Raw genomic sequence first — 17,061 nt, forward strand, 5'->3', positions numbered from 1 at the left:
CGCGGTCAGATCCGGAGGACGCATGTTCAAGACTTCCCTAGGCGAAGGCGCGGAACTGCGCCCCCTGACGCCCGACCTCGCCGAGGAGTTCGCGACCCACATGGACCGCGGACGCGAGTTCATCGGACGGCACGTCGCGATCGCGGACGTCGTCGCCGATGCGGACGCGGCCCGGCGCTTCCTCGAGACCTACGCGGACAAGGCCGCCGCGGACACCGGCCGCATCTGGGGCATCTGGCTCGACGGCACCCTCGTCGGCGGCGTCCTCTTCCGCGCCATGGACTTCCGCATGGAGACCGCCGAGGCCGGCTGCTGGCTCGAACCCGCCGCCCTCGGCAAGGGCCTGGTGACCCGCGCGGTCACCGCCATCATCGACTGGGCCGTCGAGGTCCGCGGCATCCACCGCGTCGACTGGTGGGCCTCGACCCGCAACGCCCCCAGCATCGCCGTCGCCGAACGCCTCGGCATGACCAAGGAGGGCGTCGTCCGCGAGGCCTACCTCCACCGCGGCGAACGCTACGACATGGAGATCTGGTCCGTCCTCGCCCCGGAATGGCGCGCCGCCCGGGACGCGTAGACCGAAGGCCCGCACCCTGACCGGGCACGGGCCTTCGCTCAGGCTCACTTACTCCAGGCGCAGCAGCCGCGTGCCGTGCGCAGGGACCCGGACGCGGACCGACCCGTCCTTGACCGGAACATCAGTGCCCTCCCACAGGTCGCGGACCCGGCTCCGGTGCGCGCTGCCGACGTCCGCGAGGTGGACGTCGAGGTCGGCCGGCTCGTCGCCGAGCCAGAACACCGCGCACGCCTCCGCATCGTCGAGATCGGCCCGCCACACGACCAGCGAGTGGTCGCGGACGACCTCGCGGCTGCTCCGGCTGCCCAGGAGCGCAAGCACCTCGGGATTGCGCAGCAGCGCCAGCGTCTCTGGCGGCGTGTCGGGGAGATGCCCGCCGAACATCAGCGGCGAACGCATCATGCACCACAGCGTGAGCATCGTGCGCTGCTCGTCGAACGTCAAGCGCGACAAGCGGTCCGGACCTGCGTGCGCGGTGATGCCGATGCGCCCCAGCGGCAGCATGTCGGCGTCGCCCCACGCGCCCGGCACCTGGTGCGGCGCCCAGCGCGCGGCGCGCTGGAACATCTCCCGTAGCGCGTCCCAGTCGTCCCACAGGTCGTCGGAGATGCGCCACATCTCCGCGGTCTCGCGGAGCGCGTCGAGGTGCGCGAAGGACAGGGCCTTCCCCGGCGAGAGGCTCAGCACGATCGGGCGCCCGCACTTGTCGATCGCGCGCGAGTACGCGGCGATCTCGACGCTCTGCGTCGGCGGGTGAAGCACGTCGTCGAGCTTCACGAAGTCGACGCCCCACTCGGCGAACTGCGCGACCTGCGAGTCGTAGTACGCCTGCGCGCCGGGCCGGGCATGGTCGATGCCGTAGTTGTCCGGGTTCCAGGTGCACGCGTTCTCGCGGTCGGCGATCTGCGCCGCGGTGGTGTCGCCCCCGAGGACAGGGAGGTCCAGCTCGACCGCCTTCTTCGGGATGCCGCGCATCATGTGCACGCCGAACCGCAGGCCCAGCGCGTGCACGCGGTCGGCCAGCGGCTTGAACGACCCGTCTGCGGCCGAAGGGAACCGGTTCGGGGCCGGGAGCTGCCGCCCCCACGCGTCGAGCACCGGGTCGGCGACCGGGTTGTAGCCGTGCTCCACGCCCGGATCCGGCTCGTACCACTGGATGTCGACCACGACCGTGTCCCAGCCGAACGGCAGGAGCTCGGCGGCCATGTACTCGGCGTTCGCGACGACCTGGTCCTCGGTCACCGCCCCGCCGAAGCAGTCCCAGCTGTTCCAGCCCATGGGCGGGCGTTGCGCGGCGAGCTTCCTCGCAGATGTCGACGTCATGGGCTCAAACCTAACCGCGGCCGCGCGGACGTGAATCCGGTCCGCTTGGCGGTTCCTCCGGGATCCTTTGTTCGGCTAGCATCGCCCCTCGTGAAGCACGAAGCGGTGGCGGTCCCCGCCCACGCCGGGATCTGGGTCGCCCACGGCGCGGCCCCGGCGATGGACGGCGCGCACAGCCACGACGACATCGAGTTGAACGTCGTCACCAGCGGGGCCATCGAGTACCTGTTCGGCGAGCGCCGCCTCCGCGTCGAGGAGGGGCAGTCGGCGGTGTTCTGGGCGAGCCTGCCCCACCGGCTGCTCGCGCCCGAGGGTGAACCCGCCGAGGTCTGCTGGGCGCATGTCCCGCTCTCCACGGTGCTGACCTGGGACCTGCCGGCACCCGAGCTGCGCGCCCTCCTCGAGGGCCGACCGGCCCTCGCCGCCGTGCCGTCCGATGTGGATTCACAGAGTGTCTGGCGGCGCTGGGAGGCGGACTTCGCGGGCCGCGATGCGGACGCCGCGCTCCTGGAGGTGCACGCGCTCATGCGCCGCACCCTCCGCGCCGCCCGCACGCCCAGCGGCACCGGGCCGGCCTCGCGGCCTCTGGGCATGGCGGCCTACATCATGGAGCGCTTCCGCGATCCGATCACGACCGCTGACGTCGCGGCGGTGGTGCACCTGAACACCGAGTACGCCATGACCCTGTTCCGCAAGGCCTGGCACATGACCATGGGGGACTTCCTGCTCCGCCGCCGCGTCGCCGAGGCCCAGCGCCTCCTCGCGACCACCGACCTCGACTGCTCGGCGGTCGGCTACGCCGCCGGTTTCGGCTCGGGCAGCAACTTCTACGCCCAGTTCGCCAAACTCGTCGGCACCAGCCCGGGCCAGTACCGCGCGGCCCTCCGCACCCCCGGATCCGACTGAACGATGCGAGCCGGGGCCATTGCCCCGATGCGACGAGGCCGGCCAGCACGTGGGACGAGGCGGTCGAAGCGCGCTGCAGGAGCTTCGACCGTCGCGCTCCCGGACTGCTCGGCGCCTTTGGCCGTGGAAAGCGTCGGCACGATCGAACGGATCCTGATCGGCCTGCTGCGCAGCGGCTTTCAAGCGCACTCGCCGTCGTCGAGCTGACGGTTGACGGTGTCCAGCGCATTGACCGCGGTCTCGTCCTCGAGTTCTGCCGCGGCGGTGTCAAGTGAAGCGCCATCGAGGATCTGATCGCCGGCGTCGAGGGCCTCATTGCCGAGTGTCAGCACTGCGGCGGAGATGTCGACCGGTGCGCCGAACATGGTGGTGGCGGCGGTGGCCACGGCACCGGCCTGCTCGGCGAGGTCGACGCGCACGTCGAAGTCGCTGCTGTCGCCGTCTTGGAGTCCTTGGTGAAAGTCCTCGAATTCGGCGGCGAAGTCGGCGAGGTCGTCGCAGTAGGCGGGAGGCCCGGCCGGGGTCGGGCTCGGCGTGGGGGAAGGCGTGGGCGACGGTGGTTCACTCGGCGTCGGCGGTGCGATCGACGTCGTCTCCGGAGTGGGCGACGGCGAGGGCGTATCCGAGGTCGAACTGCAGCCTGCCGCTACCGCGAACGCGGCGGCGAGTCCGGCCACAGCGGCGGCCCGGCGGACCGGGACGGCAAGGCGCTGAAGGTACATGCGCCCCAGTGTCTCCGGCCCGCCGCGGGACCCCTCCCGGATGCGCCCAGAGCAGGCCCGCATCCGCAAGGACCCGTGGCCGAGTCGCAACGCCGGCGCGTAGTCCCTGCTCCGTTCAAGCAGGGGTCTTCTGGCTGAAGGCGCATTTCCAGGTCCCGTCGCTGCGGACCCAGAGGTCGGTGATCCATTCGTCGGCCGTGTACGGCTCGCCTTCCCAAGTGCCGGTGCTGGTGCGCCGACAGGTGACCAGGAGCGCGTCTCCTGTTGCGACAGTGTGCTCGGGCCCGACCGCCTCCATGGTGAGGTGGGCGAGGCGGCCGGAGGCGATCCACTCGATCAGGTCGGCTTTGGCGACCTTGCCGTCGGGGCCGACGTACACCCAGTCGTCGGTGAAGTGGTCGGCGATCGCGGGAGGGTCGTTGGCGAGCAGCGCGCGCCCGAATGCCTCCGCCACCGCCTGGACCTCGGTTTCGACGGACATGCTTCCTCCAGCTGTCGGCGAGGACTTCCTGAAGGCCGATTGTGCCCGATCGGCTGCCGCAAAGCCCCGGTGGGAATCCCCCGGGCTGCTCGGCAGCACAGGGCCACAAGCGAACCGGGACAGTTCGTCCTGCTGCGGTCTCCTTCAGCGGACGATCAGCTCCGGTTCGACGAGTCGTCCTGTGGGCGTCGGCGTCGGGGGCCGGGAGATCTTCGTTCCTTCGGGGCCCATGAGCATTTCGAGTATGGCGGTGGCGACTTCCTCGGGGAGCTGTTCCACGCTGGAGAGGCCGAGTGCTTCGGCGGCGGCCGTGTTGTCGAATCCGACGATCTGAAGGTCGCTTCGGCCGCCCCGGACGGCGGCGAGGTGCGCGCCGATCGCGTGTACGTCAGTGGCGCACACGATGCCGTCGATGTCGTTGTCCTGCAGCAGTGAGCGCACCGCTGCTTGCGCCTCGGGGACGGTTTCGGCGCTGATGAGTCGCGGCGCGGACGGGTCGCCGGCTCGGGGACCTATGGTCTCGCGCCATCCGCGTTCGCGGTCGTCGCCGGTGCCGGAGTCGGAGGGCCAGCCGAGGAAGGCGATGCGCCGGCCTGCCCGTTCGAGGAGGTGCTCGGTGGCGGCCCGGGTTCCCGCGGCGCCGTCGATGTCGACCCAGGGGTGTCCGGCCTTCTCGAGATCGTGTGCGCCCCAGGGGCGGCCGAAGGCCGCGAAGGGGATGCCGCGTTCACGGAGGCGCGCCGCGCGGGGGTCTCCCGGTGCGGTGTTGGTGAGGATGATGGCGTCGACTTCGCCGCCGTCGGCGAACTCGTTGATGTGGCGCAGCTCGTCGTCAACGGTCCGGGCGGCGTAGAGGAGGACGCGCAGGCCGCGGGTCGAGGCGTGTTCGGTCAGGGCGTGGACGAAGCGGTCGAGGACGACGCCGGAGATGCCGCCGGAGAAGGCGTCGAGTCGCACGCCGATGGTGGAGGTGCGCTGGGTGCGCAGCCGCCGGGCCATCGCGTTCGGCGAGTACCCGAGGGCCTCGATCGCGGCTTGCACCTTCCGCTGGGTGGGCTCGCGGACCTTCGAGGGCGCGTTGATGACGTTGCTGACGGTTTGACGGGATACGCCCGCCGCGCGGGCCACGTCCTCGATCGTCGCCACTTTTCCTGGAACCATTTCCACTCTCCGGGATCCGCTTGACAGGGGCTCAGCGACGACTCTAGCGTATGATCGTTCAAAAGAAATTTGATCGATCAAAAAACGGTCATTGAACGCGATCAAAGGAGATTCAGCGTGAGACGCACCAGGCACACCGCAATCGCGTCCGGGGGCGTGGCCCTCGCCGCGGCCCTCGCCCTCACCGGTTGCGGCCAAGGATTCGACGACACCTCGGACCGCACCTCGAATGACGGGCTGACCTCATCGAACGACCCGCTCACCGTCATGTACAACCCGAGCGGCGACGCCGAGAAGGAAGCGCTCGTGGCGGCCATCGCGGCCTGGTCCGCGGAGTCCGGTGTGGAGGTCGAGCCGGTGGCCACGGACGTCACCAACTCGACCACGGCACTCACCCAGGGGTTCGCCGCGGGGAACCCGCCGGACCTGTTCTACCTGGGTCCCGACCTCCTCGCCGGTTACGCCGCCAACGGCTCGCTCCAGGCCTACGGCCCAGAACTGTCGAACAAGGACGACTTCTACCCCTCCCTGGTGGAGAACTTCACCGTCGACGGCCAGTTCTACTGCGCGCCGAAGGATCAATCGACCCTCGCACTGGTGATCAACACCGACCTCTGGGAAGCCGCCGGCCTCACCGACGCCGACCTCCCCACCACCTGGGAGCAGTTGGACACCGCGGCGACCGCGCTCACGACCGACGGCCGCACCGGCTTGACGTTCGCCGCCGAGTACCAGCGCGTCGGCGTGTTCATGGCGCAGGCGGGCGGCGGGCTGGTCTCCGACGACGGTGCGACCGCCGTAGCCGACTCTCCCGAGAACGCCGCGGGCCTCGAATACGTCAAGTCGAACCTCGAGGACGGCACGTTCGCCTACCCGAAGGATCTCGGCGCCGGATGGGGCGGCGAAGCCTTCGGCAAGCAGCTGGCGGCGATGACGATCGAGGGCAACTGGATCACCGGCGCGATGTCCGCCGACTTCCCCGACCTGAACTACCGCGTCGTCGAGCTGCCGTCCGGCCCCGCCGGTCAGGGCACCATGCAGTTCACCAACTGCTGGGGCATGGCCGCCGACAGCCCGAACCAGCAGGCCGCGCTCGACCTGGTCGAATACCTGACCGGTGCCGAGCAGCAGCTGGCGTTCTCGGCGGCGTTCGGGCCCATGCCCTCGGTGCAGTCGGCCGCCGACCAGTGGCAGGCCGACAACCCCGACCTCGCGGCGTTCATCAACGGATCCGAGTACGCGACCGGCATGCCCACCAGCGCCGGCACGTCAGAGGTCGTCGCGGACTTCAACACGCAGTTGGAGTCGCTGGCGACCGGAGACCCCGCGCAGATCCTCGCCTCCGTCCAGGCCAACCTCGAATCCGTGGTCGGCGGCTAGCATGACCCACGCCGAACAGGCGCCTCGCCGTTCCGGGTCCCTCCGCAGGAGCAGGACCCGGACCGGCGAACGGGCCGCCGGGTGGCTGTTCACGCTCCCGGTCATCCTCATCATGGGACTCTTCCTGCTCGTGCCGGTCCTCATGGCACTGTGGGTCAGCTTCTCCGACTGGACCGGGCGCGGCAGCCCCCTCGCCGCCGGCGTCGGGTTCGTCGGCCTCGACAACTACGCGGCCATCACCACCGGCGGCGGCCTCGACGAGCGGAACTTCGGCATCGCCATGCGCAACAACGCCTGGTACGTGCTCCTCGTCGTCCCATTGCAGACCGCGCTGTCGCTCTTCCTCGCAGTACTGGTCACCCGGGCGATCCGGCGCGGCCGCGGCTTCTTCCGCACCGCGCTCTACTTCCCGTCGGTCACCAGCACGGTCGCCATCACGGTGCTGTGGCTGTTCCTCTTCTCCACCAGCGGCGTGGTCAACGAGGTGCTGTCCTGGGTCGGGATCAACGGGCCGAACTGGTTCAACGACCCGCGCGGCATCATCCATGTAGGACTCACGGCGCTCGGGGCCGACGCCGGCCCCGCCGCGCTCACCGGCTCGGACTTCCTCGGCGTGACCTGGTGGGACTGGTTCGCCGGCCCCTCGATCGCGATGACCGCCTTCATCTTGATGGCGGTCTTCACCACCAGCGGCACCTTCATGCTCCTGTTCATCGCGGCGCTGCAGCACATCGGGGCCGAACTCGGCGAGGCGGGCAAGATGGACGGCGCCAACGCGTGGCAGCGGTTCTGGCGCATCACCCTCCCGCAGCTCAGGCCGACCCTCTTCACCGTGCTCACCCTCGGGCTCATCGGCGCCTGGCAGGTGTTCGACCAGATCTACACGGGCACGCAAGGCGCGCCCGGCAAGACGACCATCACCCCCGCCTACCTGTCATATGAGGCGGCATTCACCGACCAGCAGTGGGGCCAGGGTGCCGCGATCGCGTTCATCCTGTTCGTCATCATCGTGGCCCTCACCGTGTTCCAGCGCTGGCTGCTGCGCGAGCGGGGCGGCCCGAGCCGCCGCGCCCGGCGAATGTCGACCCGTCTCTCCAGAGGTGCATCGTGAACCCACCGAACCTCACCGAGGCGTCGTCCACCGCTCCGAGGCGAACCCGTGAACGCCGCGCCCGCCGCTTCACGCAGGCCGGACTGTACGCGGTGCTCACCGTCCTGGCCGTGATCTACGTCTTCCCGTTCCTGGTCCAGGTCGCCACCTCGTTCAAGACCGATGCCGACGCGGCGAGCAACCCGGCCTCGCTCGTCCCGCAGACGTTCACCACCGCCGCATACGAGCGCCTGTTCCTCAACAGCGACTTCCCGCTCTGGTTCGCCAACTCGGCGATCGTCACGGTCGCGGTGTGCCTCGGACGGGTCTTCTTCGCCTCGCTCGCGGGCTACGCGCTCGCGCGGCTGCGGTTCCGGGGCCGCGGAGTCATCTTCGCGGCGGTCGTGGCCGTGATGGCGGTGCCCACGGTCGTGCTCCTCATCCCGAAGTTCCTCGTGCTCAACCAACTCGGGCTGTACGACTCGTACGCGGGCATGATCATCCCGCTCCTGGTCGACGCCGCGGGCGTGTTCATCATGAAGAACTTCTTCGAGTCCATCCCCGTCTCGGTCGAGGAGCAGGCCCGTATCGACGGCGCCGGCACGTTCCGGGTCTTCTGGTCCGTCGTCCTGCCGATGGCCCGCCCGGCCCTGGTCACCATCGTCATCCTGTCGTTCCAAGGGTCCTGGAACGAGCTCAGCCACTTCATCGTCTCCGCCCAGTCCCCGGAGCTGACGACCCTGACCAAAGGCGTCGCCTCCCTCGCGTCCGGGCAGCTCAGCCAGGGCACGCAGTACCCGATCAAACTCGCCGCCGCGGCGATCATGACCGTCCCGGTGGCACTGCTGTTCTTCATCTTCCAGCGACACCTCACCAACACCAGCGAAGGAGCCGTAAAGGGATGACCTCCGGCCGCCAACCTTTCCTGCACGACGCCGTCATCGCGCTCCACGCCCCCACCCAGGCGTGGTCCCGAGCGGACGGTGCGATGACCGCCCCGATCGACGGCCTGTTCCACGGCGACCGCCGCTTCGTCCGCGGACTGCAGCTCGAAGTGGAAGGCGAAGGGCCCGAACCGATCGCCACGGGCGAACGCAATGCACGCACCGTGGCGTTCGAGGCCGTGCTGCGCGGCGTCGACGACGACACCCCCGATCCGCATGTCGGTCTCACCCGCGTCCGCACGGTTGCGGCGGGACGCATGAGCGAGACCCTCACGGTCACTTCGGTCCTCGACCATGAGGTCACGGGCCTGCTGCGGCTGCGCGTCGAACCGGACTTCCGCACACTCCAGGACGTGAAGTCGGGAGGCGGCGCTCCGGCGGTCTGGGAGGCGCGCATCGACGGCGGCCGCGCCGCGGTGACCGGCGACGGGTCCTCGTTCGCACTCGAAGCCGGCACCGGTGCCTGGAGCCGGGAGAAGGACGAGCTCCTCCTCGAATGGCCGTTCGCCGTTCGACGGCATCATCCGGCAACGCTCACCTGGTCGGTCACCGCGCACGAGACCCTGGTCGTCGGGGCGGTGTCCCGGCCGCCGACCTGGACGGTCCCGGCCGCGATCGCCGACGAGCGCCTGGCGCACTGGGTGGAGCACGCCCTCGACGACCTGGATGCACTCCGGCTCGCACTGCCCGACCACCCCGACGACGTGTTCCTCGCAGCGGGCGCGCCCTGGTTCCTCACCCTCTTCGGACGCGACTCACTCTGGGCCGCAAGGATGCTGCTGCCCTTCGACGTCCCTCTGGCGGCGTCCACCCTGCGAGTCCTCGCCCGACTGCAAGGCACCCGCGACGACGCCGCGAGCGAAGAGGAACCCGGCAAGGTCCCGCATGAACTGCGCGCCGCGACGTTCGAGATGCCGACCAACGGGCTCGCCCTCCCGCCCCTCTACTACGGCACCGTCGACGCGACCCCGCTGTGGGTGTGCCTCCTCGTCGACGCCTGGCGCGCGGGCATGCCGGCCGACGAGGTCGCCGCCCTCATCCCGAACCTGCGGGCCGCGCTCGCCTGGATCGATTCCGCCGCAGGCGAAGACGGATTCCTGACCTACATCGACCGCACCGGCAACGGCCTGTCGAACCAGGGCTGGAAGGACTCCGCCGACTCCATCCAATGGCGCGACGGGCGCCTCGCGAACGGCCCGATCGCCCTCTGCGAAGCACAGGGCTACGCCCACGAAGCCGCCCTCGGCGCCGCCGCACTGCTCGAAGCATTCGGCGAGCAGGGCGCCGGCGAATGGCGGGCTTGGGCCGGGCGGCTGCGCACCCGCTTCAACGAGCGTTTCTGGGTCACGACCCCGGAAGGCTCCTATCCGGCGATCGCACTGGACCGCAACGGAGCCGCCGTCGACACGCTGACCAGCAACATCGGGCACCTCCTCGGCACCGGCATCCTCGACCCCGACGCCGAGGCCCGCATCGCCGAGATCCTCATCGACCCCTCCATGCGCTCGGGCTACGGGATCCGCACCATGTCGACGGCGGCCGCAGGATACTGGCCCCTCAGCTATCACGGCGGCGCGGTCTGGGCGCACGATTCGGCGATCATCGCCCACGGCATGGCCCGCACCGGCCACCGCGAACAAGCCGCCGCCGTCGTCGACGACCTGCTCCACGCCGCAGCCGGGTTCGACTACCGCATCCCCGAACTCCACGCCGGCACTCCCCGCAGCCGCCACGGCCGACCGACGGCCTACCCGGCCGCATGCCGCCCGCAGGCATGGTCGGCCGCAGCAGCCATGACCTGCCTCCAGATCAGCCAGGCGCACAAGCCTGACCTGACACCTCCGCCCTCCGCCAACGGCTAGAGCTCGGCGAGGCACATCTGCGCCTGTCCACTACCGCACCACGAAGATCCGGGTGGCGGGACCGGCCGGCACTTCGACGACCGGCGCGTCCTCGGCCGCGTGGATCGTCCACTCCGGCAAGGCGACCGGATAGAGCTGCTCGATGGTCCGCCCGCGCAGACCAGGAAAGGCGATCTCCCTGGCCTCACTCCGCGACCACAGTGCCAGCAGCGACTCGGACCCGGCGTCGAGCTGCAGCGCGATCACCTCGTCCTCCCATTCCGGAAGGCCCAGCGGCCACACCGGATGCGCTTCGGCGATCCGGTGGCGCCATCCCTTGTGGATCGCAACGGCTTCGCGCACCAGACCGGACTGCTCCGCACTCAGCTCATGGAGGAACCCGGAGAGGTAGACCCGGCCCATGACGCCCGCAGACATCGCGAACGCCGTCTCCTCCAAGGTCATCGAAGCGGCCGGGTAGGCCCAGTTCCCGGCTTGCTCGGGCAGGACGCTCGCTGGCGCCGACGCGGCGATCGGCGGGTACCGCAGGAAGTCCTGCTGGTCGCTCGTGGACTGCAGGTGCGCGACGGAGAGGATGCTGTAGTCCATGCGCAGCGCACCGGAACCGCAGTTCTCGAACAGCACGCCCGGATGCCGGGCCTGCACGCCGAGCAGCCAGTCCCGGAAGGCTCGGGTGTGTCCGAGCAGCCCGGCTCCCGGCGCGTCGGCGTCCACCTCGGTGCCGGCGCCTATGTTCCTGTTGTAGTCGAGTTTGAAGAACGCGAGCCCGAACTCGTCCACGAGCCGGTCCACGGCCTTGTCGAGATGCGCGCGCGCCGCCGGGTGGCGGAAGTCGAGTTGGTAGTGTCCCGCTGCGATGACGCGCTCGCCGAACCGCTGGAAGAACGCTTCCTCGGGCAGCCGCTTCGCCATCGGCGAGTCGACGCCCACCGCCTCGGGTTCCAGCCACAGGCCCGGGCGCATCCCGTTGGCGCGGATGGCGTCGACGACCGACAGCAGGCCGCCGGTGAACCTCCCGGCGCCTTCGCGCCATTCGCCCGCGCTGACCCACCAAGCGCTGCCGGGTGCGGCGAACCATCCGGCGTCGATGCAGCAGTACTCCGCACCCGCCTCGGCCGCCGATTCGATGAGCGGCAGCAGCTTCTCCGTGGACGGTTCGCCCATGAGGGTGTTCATGAAGTCGTTGTAGACCACCGGCAGCCGCGCGTCGACCGGGCGCATCCGGCGGATCGCGCGCCGGTAGTCCGTGAGCGCGGCGAAGGCCGCGTCCCGCCCGCCGTCCGCCGCGCACAGACCGGCCGGCACGCTCGTGAACTCCTCACCGGGGGCCAGCCGCTGGGCGAACTGGTGGTAGAAGTCGGTCGCGCCGTGCACGCCGATCGTGATCGTCGCACCGGTCTGCGCCAGCTCCCAGTGCCAGCCCGCGCTGGTCTCGACCTGCCAGGCGAGCGAGGGCCCGTCGGCGCCCGCCAGGACACCGGTCGGCAGGAACGAACCGGTCGACCAGCTCCCGTGACCGGTCACCGGGAAGATCCCGCGCGAGTACTGACCGTGGAACGCGACATTGACATCCGGTAGCAGCTCCTTGACGGAACGCTGGTGCCAGCGTCCCTCGGCCAGCCACTCGCTCTCGCCCCACAGCAGCTCCTGCTCGCCTGTGTCGGGTACGGCGACGACCGCCGAGCTCACCGAGAGCAGCACGAGTTCGCGCTCGGACCCGTTGCGCACGGTGTGACGGATCTGCAGGCCCGGACCGGCGGCGCGGAACACGCTCGTCACCTCGAGGCCGGTCTCCGCATCGTGCTGGCTGATCCGCAGCTCATCGCCGAGCGACTCGTGCCCGGCATAGCGCAACCGCTGCCCGGCTTTGGAGTGCAAGAGGCTCTGGTCGTTGCGGGCGCGCTGCTCACCGGTACTGGTGATCACGTCGACGACCGGCCAGGGCGCGGCAGCCGAAGGCGCGTCGGGCCCGGTGGCCAGGCGCACGAGCCGCACCGGCCGGTCGTCGCCGTGGTCGAACCGCAAATGGAGCCCGGGGGAGGTCCACTCGAACACCGACTCCTCGGGGCGAGGCGATGAGGCTTTCGATGTCATGCACTGCTCCGCTCTTCACAGGAATACGTACATCGACGAACCGGAGACGCTTTTCACCATCTAGGGAAGCGTCGAGGGCCAGGGCCGCGGGCCCGAGGACATGCCGGTCCTCTGCGCCAGAACCCGATTCGTTCGATGCGTGCAGCTAGAGCCCGCCAACGATTGAGGGAACTGGGATGCAGCCACCGGATGATCGTAGCGAGGCCGCGCTTCGTCCTGGTGTCCCAAAACCACCTAGTGGTGGTCGATTATCACCCCGAACTGCTCGCGCCCGACTCAACTTCGCAATGATGCGATCGCTTGCGCCGCCAAGCGTTCGGCGTGCTGGGGGCGATAGAAGCCGTAGCCCGTCCGGCCCTCCTCCATGGTGGGCGTCTGTCCACTGCGTACCGACTCGCGGTAATCCAGACATGCCAGCCATAGCGGCCGCATGTTCAGGACGCCGGGGAGCCTCTCGAGTTCGTCATCGGTGAGCGCGACATGCTCGCGGTATCCGTGCATCACTGCATCAACGTACTCCGGCCCGACTTCGGCGGCGGTCGTCAGGAGCCAGGCGAGCGCGGGCAGTCGCGGTCCGCGACCGGACCCGGCCCAGCCCACAATGGAGAGGTCGCCGGGCGCGCCGACGGCCGCCCAGGTGTGGTAGTTGCCATGGGTGAACGCCTCGGGCAGCCCCTCGGCGTCGTCAGTGTCCTCGACATGCTCGCGGAGGTACTCGAACAGTTCGCGCCCTTCGGGGGCGACGGCGTCCTCGACGCTCACCAGGAAACCCATCGCGGCCGCGAGATCCTGCTCGGGTCGTCCCGCAAAGCATCCCCCGTCGTGCTCTTCCGCCCCGCCATCCCTGGCGAGTGCTCCACCGGCAGGCGGGAGCGTGTGGAGGCCGCCGAGGAGGGTCGCCAGTTCGTGCTGCACCTCCACCGACTGGACACGACCATGGGCGTCGGTCGGTCGTCCCCCTTCGATGAACTCGGTCACGATCACTCCGGCACCGTCGAGCACGGACACCGGATCGTCATGGGCGATCCGCTCGGCGGGAAAGTCGTGTGCGGCGAGGAATCGCAGGATGTCCGCATCGTCCTTCACACGGCTGATGCCGTCCGCCGGCGAAGAGAAGACACGGGCGACCCACGGAGGGCCGTCTGCACGCTTGACGATCAGCGTCCACGGGTAGTGGCCGGGCCAGGAACCACGGGGTCGGAACTCGGGGTCGTCATCGATCGGCACGACCGAGGTGACGCCGATCCCGTACTGCAATTGAAGGTGAGCGGCGAGTGCGGCGTCGTCGAACGGGCGCGTATCGGCGAACGGCGACTCGCCCGCTTGCTCCATCACGGCGCGTGCCTCGGTGTAGCGCTGGCCGGTCGCGCGTGCCCTTCGACGAACCGCGCGCTTGAAACCGCCTTGCTTGGTCATGACAAGCCTCCTCGATGTGCGCTCGCTCCCCAGCAGCGCGACACTCGATTCGGGCCTGGATTTGACGGCGACCTTGAGGGCGGAATCCCCTTCGCCATCTCGAAGCCCTGGCTGGGGCAGGTCCTCAGAGGCTGGGCGTCAGTCAACGCCGCAGCCAATCCTGCCGGAGGCGGCTCGCCATGTCAACATCCCCGCTGATCTGGCGAGACCGCCTACTCCCTCGCCTGGCCCGAAGAGCCGGTCCGTAACATCGGGCCGTTGCGACAGCGCTCAGCATCGCGCCGGCACATCGCTGCATGATCGTATGGCGCAGACGCAAAGTAAACTGCCTGGGCAGTGGAGCAGCCAGGCTCATTCCCGCGGGCGCGGGGATCAGCACCTTGGCGAGCGGCAGAGCCGCCGATCTCCCATGGTCGGCGCCTCAACTTGGCACGAGGGCATCTCGATCACAGGTGCGGGACGCGCCAGTTCCACCTCGCATCCCCGAGCTCGACCAGGCACAGTGGACGAAAAGGTGGCGACGATGGCATGGAGCACCCGCGAGATCGCCGAACTCGCCGGCACCAGCCTCCGGGCGGTCCGGCACTACCACGAGGTCGGCCTGCTCGACGAACCCGAACGGCTTCCCAACGGCTACAAGCAGTACGGCGTCGCCCACCTCGTCCGGCTGCTGCGGATCAAACGCCTGGCCGACCTCGGCTTCTCCCTGCCCCAGATCGCCGCCATGGGGGAGGACGACGACCACCCCGAGGAGGCTCTGCGCGAACTCGACGCCGAACTGGCGGCCACCATCGCACGCCTGCAACGGATCCGGGTCGAACTCGGCGCCCTGCTGCGGGAATCCGCCCCCACCGACCTGCCTCCTGAGATCGCGCCCGCGGCCGCCCGCGCCGGACTCTCCGGCGCCGACCGCTCGTTCGTCGTCGTCATGAGCCGCGTCCTGGGCCCGCGCGCCCTCCAGGCCTACGCCGACATGCTGCAGGAACCGCCCCCCGAACCGCCCGACCGCGCCTTCAACGAGCTGCCCGCCGACGCCGACGAGCAGACGCGCATCGCCGTGGCCGAACGCCTCGCGCCCTACGCGCGCGAAATCCACGAACGGCACCCCGACCTCAACGACTTCACCGACGCCCCGCAAGGCGAGGGCTTCGTCAAGCGCTCGATCGGCAAGACCCTCAACGACCTGTACAACCCCGCGCAGCTCGACGTCTTGCGGCGCGTCCACGACTTGCTCGCCGACGTGTGGACGGACTGACCCGCCCCACCGCCCCTGTGTGATCTCGTTCATGAAACCGCGCGGAGCGCTTGACCGTGCCGTTACGGCATGGCCTGAACTGTGCCCCATGGCCCCTAAGCGGGGCAAACCGACAGGAGGGCACAAGATGAGAAGACGACGCATCGTCGGCGCGGGCCTGGCGCTGGCAGCCGCCGCCGGGATCACCGGGACGCTGACCGTCCTGCCCGCCGCGGCGGAGGACCACGAATCCACCACAGTGGACTGGGGAGCGTGCCCGGAGGACGTGCCGGGCGCGGACCGCCTCGAGTGCGCGAGCATCGCCGTGCCGCTCGACTACGACGAACCCGACGCGACCACCATCGACGTCATGATCTCCCGCGTCGCCGGCACTGCGCCGGACGAGCGACGCGGCGTCCTGATGCTCAACCCGGGCGGGCCCGGCGGCCAGGGCCTGTCCCAGCCGACCGACCTGATCGACCTCGGCCTCCCGAACGACGTCACGAACGCCTACGACCTCATCGGGATGGACCCGCGCGGCGTCGGCCACTCGACCCCGGTGAGCTGCGGCTTCACCGTTGAGCAAGGCCATAGGGGCAACGTCCCGCCGTACGCGACCGACGAAGCGGACGTCGCCGAGCAGGCCGAGACCGCCAAAGCAATCGCCGACCAATGCGCCGCGAACGACCCCGACGGGCTCATGCGGCACATGACCACGGCCAACACCGCCCGCGACATGGACTTCATCCGAGCCGCACTCGGCGAAGACCGGATCAGCTTCTTCGGCGCCTCGTACGGCAGCGCTCTCGGCGCCGCGTACGCGTCGATGTTCCCCGAGCAGAGCGACCGGATCGTGCTCGACAGCAACCTCGGCGCCACCGCGCTCGACTGGGACGCGCAGCGCCGCTGGGGACCCGGATTCGAAGACGGCTTCCCGACCTACGCGGCCTGGCTGGCCGAACGGCACGCCGGCTACGGGCTCGGCGAGACCGCAGACGAAGTTCGTGACAACTACTTCGCCCTGGCCGAGCGGCTCGACGCGGCACCGATCGACGAATTCGACGGCAAGACCTTCCGGATGCAGATTTTCGCCACGCTCTACAAGGAACGGAACTACGCGCCGACGGCCCGGATCTGGCAGGCGCTGGCCGACGCCGACGGCGCGGAGGCCGGGCGCCTGCTGGAGGAGTCGCAGCCCGCGGCGCCCGCCGACGCCGGAACCGCACTGTCGCCCTACGACAACGCCTGGTCCTCGTACCTGGCCGTCACCTGCAACGACACCGAGTGGCCCGAAGACCTCGCCACTTACCAGGACGCGGTGGAAGCGGACCGCGAGGCGTACCCGATGTTCGGTGCGGCCGCGGCCAACATCACCCCGTGCGCATTCTGGGCCAACGACCCGGCCGAGCCGCAGGTGCCGGTCGATGACGAAGGCCCCGCCAATGTCCTGGTGGTGCAGAACGAACGCGACAACGCCACGCCGCTCGCGGGCGGCGTGCTCCTCCGCGAGGCGTTCGGCGACCGGGCCCGCCTGGTCACCGTCGACGGGGACGGCCACGGCGTCTACGTCTACGGCGACAACCCGTGCGCGCTGAACGTCACGACGCAGTTCCTGCTGGACGGCGAGCTGCCGGCATCGGACGTGTACTGCGAGGCCTCGACCGCGTCGGGCCTCGAACTGGACGACGCTGGTGAAGAGCGCCGCGAGGACGTCCTCGACAGGATCGCGCAGTAGATCGAACGCGCGGCCGGGACCGAAACGGTCCCCGCCGCGCGCGCCGCGACCCGGGAACGCCAATGGCGGTGTACTGCCCGGATGGGTGGGCGTGTAAAATCCCCGTTTTAAAGGCGAGCGGCCCGGGATTTTGGTC

The 17,061-nt window shown here is 69.8% G+C and carries 14 protein-coding genes; 8 read left to right on the forward strand and 6 right to left on the reverse strand.

Going from position 1 to position 17,061, the window contains the following annotated elements; translation table 11 throughout:
* Positions 1–22: 22 nt before the first annotated feature.
* On the forward strand, positions 23–577 hold the full coding sequence (locus tag AB0I03_RS25750) for a GNAT family protein (RefSeq protein ID WP_360417141.1): 555 nt from the start codon (positions 23–25) through the stop codon (positions 575–577).
* A gap of 48 nt (positions 578–625) precedes the next feature.
* Here the strand turns inward: AB0I03_RS25750 and AB0I03_RS25755 are convergent, their stop codons facing one another.
* Positions 626–1,900 (reverse strand): glycoside hydrolase family 27 protein, encoded by a 1,275-nt coding sequence (locus AB0I03_RS25755; protein ID WP_360417143.1) that lies wholly within the window; start codon positions 1,898–1,900, stop codon positions 626–628.
* Between the two features lie 90 nt (positions 1,901–1,990).
* Here AB0I03_RS25755 and AB0I03_RS25760 point away from each other — a divergent pair, with 90 nt between their 5' ends.
* Positions 1,991–2,806, forward strand: coding sequence for a helix-turn-helix domain-containing protein (locus AB0I03_RS25760; protein ID WP_360417145.1), 816 nt, complete (start codon positions 1,991–1,993; stop codon positions 2,804–2,806).
* 179 nt (positions 2,807–2,985) lie between these two features.
* On the opposite strand, the gene AB0I03_RS25765 is transcribed toward AB0I03_RS25760, so the two are convergent.
* The 3 genes from AB0I03_RS25765 to AB0I03_RS25775 all read right to left on the reverse strand — a co-directional run bounded on the left by AB0I03_RS25765 (position 2,986) and on the right by AB0I03_RS25775 (position 5,170).
* A complete protein-coding gene (locus AB0I03_RS25765; RefSeq protein WP_360417147.1) occupies positions 2,986–3,528 on the reverse strand; it encodes a hypothetical protein in 543 nt (180 codons plus the stop codon).
* A gap of 115 nt (positions 3,529–3,643) precedes the next feature.
* Positions 3,644–4,009 carry a nuclear transport factor 2 family protein gene (locus AB0I03_RS25770; protein WP_360417149.1) on the reverse strand — a complete coding sequence of 122 codons (366 nt, stop codon included), beginning with the start codon at positions 4,007–4,009 and terminating at the stop codon, positions 3,644–3,646.
* A 144-nt stretch (positions 4,010–4,153) separates the two neighbouring features.
* A complete protein-coding gene (locus tag AB0I03_RS25775; protein ID WP_360417151.1) occupies positions 4,154–5,170 on the reverse strand; it encodes a LacI family DNA-binding transcriptional regulator in 1,017 nt (338 codons plus the stop codon).
* Positions 5,171–5,287: 117 nt separating this feature from the next.
* Between AB0I03_RS25775 and AB0I03_RS25780 the strand changes: the two genes are divergently transcribed.
* From AB0I03_RS25780 to AB0I03_RS25795, 4 genes are all read left to right on the forward strand, one after another.
* Positions 5,288–6,550 (forward strand): extracellular solute-binding protein, encoded by a 1,263-nt coding sequence (locus AB0I03_RS25780; RefSeq protein WP_360417153.1) that lies wholly within the window; start codon positions 5,288–5,290, stop codon positions 6,548–6,550.
* 1 nt (position 6,551) lies between these two features.
* Positions 6,552–7,661: a sugar ABC transporter permease gene (locus AB0I03_RS25785; protein WP_360417155.1), complete on the forward strand. Its 1,110-nt coding sequence runs from the start codon at positions 6,552–6,554 to the stop codon at positions 7,659–7,661.
* An 83-nt stretch (positions 7,662–7,744) separates the two neighbouring features.
* Complete coding sequence (locus AB0I03_RS25790; RefSeq protein WP_360417171.1) at positions 7,745–8,545, forward strand: carbohydrate ABC transporter permease; 801 nt, start codon at positions 7,745–7,747, stop codon at positions 8,543–8,545.
* A complete protein-coding gene (locus tag AB0I03_RS25795) occupies positions 8,542–10,446 on the forward strand; it encodes a glycogen debranching N-terminal domain-containing protein (protein ID WP_360417157.1) in 1,905 nt (634 codons plus the stop codon). Before AB0I03_RS25790 ends, AB0I03_RS25795 begins: the two co-directional genes overlap by 4 nt.
* Positions 10,447–10,476: 30 nt before the next feature.
* On the opposite strand, the gene AB0I03_RS25800 is transcribed toward AB0I03_RS25795, so the two are convergent.
* Positions 10,477–12,540 carry a glycoside hydrolase family 36 protein gene (locus tag AB0I03_RS25800; RefSeq protein WP_360417159.1) on the reverse strand — a complete coding sequence of 688 codons (2,064 nt, stop codon included), beginning with the start codon at positions 12,538–12,540 and terminating at the stop codon, positions 10,477–10,479.
* A 276-nt stretch (positions 12,541–12,816) separates the two neighbouring features.
* The gene (locus tag AB0I03_RS25805; protein ID WP_360417161.1) at positions 12,817–13,956 is read right to left on the reverse strand and encodes an aminoglycoside phosphotransferase; all 1,140 of its coding nucleotides are present in this window, start codon (positions 13,954–13,956) and stop codon (positions 12,817–12,819) included.
* A 523-nt stretch (positions 13,957–14,479) separates the two neighbouring features.
* On the opposite strand from AB0I03_RS25805, the gene AB0I03_RS25810 reads away from it, so the two are divergent.
* Together AB0I03_RS25810 and AB0I03_RS25815 are read left to right on the forward strand one after the other, a co-directional pair.
* Positions 14,480–15,211, forward strand: coding sequence for a MerR family transcriptional regulator (locus tag AB0I03_RS25810; RefSeq protein ID WP_360417163.1), 732 nt, complete (start codon positions 14,480–14,482; stop codon positions 15,209–15,211).
* 127 nt (positions 15,212–15,338) lie between these two features.
* Positions 15,339–16,925: an alpha/beta hydrolase gene (locus tag AB0I03_RS25815; protein WP_360417165.1), complete on the forward strand. Its 1,587-nt coding sequence runs from the start codon at positions 15,339–15,341 to the stop codon at positions 16,923–16,925.
* Positions 16,926–17,061 lie beyond the last annotated feature (136 nt).

The sequence above is a fragment of the Glycomyces sp. NPDC021274 genome (assembly GCF_040641195.1).
GTDB lineage: Bacteria > Actinomycetota > Actinomycetes > Mycobacteriales > Micromonosporaceae > Glycomyces.

What these genes read in the sequence shown, in the direction of transcription:
- AB0I03_RS25750 (WP_360417141.1), top strand. Translation starts at nt 23, where the DNA reads ATGTTCAAGACTTCCCTAGGCGAAGGCGCGGAACTGCGCCCCCTGACG.
- AB0I03_RS25755 (WP_360417143.1), bottom strand. Translation starts at nt 1,900, where the DNA reads ATGACGTCGACATCTGCGAGGAAGCTCGCCGCGCAACGCCCGCCCATG.
- AB0I03_RS25765 (WP_360417147.1), bottom strand. Translation starts at nt 3,528, where the DNA reads ATGTACCTTCAGCGCCTTGCCGTCCCGGTCCGCCGGGCCGCCGCTGTG.
- AB0I03_RS25770 (WP_360417149.1), bottom strand. Translation starts at nt 4,009, where the DNA reads ATGTCCGTCGAAACCGAGGTCCAGGCGGTGGCGGAGGCATTCGGGCGC.
- AB0I03_RS25775 (WP_360417151.1), bottom strand. Translation starts at nt 5,170, where the DNA reads ATGGTTCCAGGAAAAGTGGCGACGATCGAGGACGTGGCCCGCGCGGCG.
- AB0I03_RS25785 (WP_360417155.1), top strand. Translation starts at nt 6,552, where the DNA reads ATGACCCACGCCGAACAGGCGCCTCGCCGTTCCGGGTCCCTCCGCAGG.
- AB0I03_RS25795 (WP_360417157.1), top strand. Translation starts at nt 8,542, where the DNA reads ATGACCTCCGGCCGCCAACCTTTCCTGCACGACGCCGTCATCGCGCTC.
- AB0I03_RS25800 (WP_360417159.1), bottom strand. Translation starts at nt 12,540, where the DNA reads ATGACATCGAAAGCCTCATCGCCTCGCCCCGAGGAGTCGGTGTTCGAG.
- AB0I03_RS25805 (WP_360417161.1), bottom strand. Translation starts at nt 13,956, where the DNA reads ATGACCAAGCAAGGCGGTTTCAAGCGCGCGGTTCGTCGAAGGGCACGC.
- AB0I03_RS25810 (WP_360417163.1), top strand. Translation starts at nt 14,480, where the DNA reads ATGGCATGGAGCACCCGCGAGATCGCCGAACTCGCCGGCACCAGCCTC.
- AB0I03_RS25815 (WP_360417165.1), top strand. Translation starts at nt 15,339, where the DNA reads ATGAGAAGACGACGCATCGTCGGCGCGGGCCTGGCGCTGGCAGCCGCC.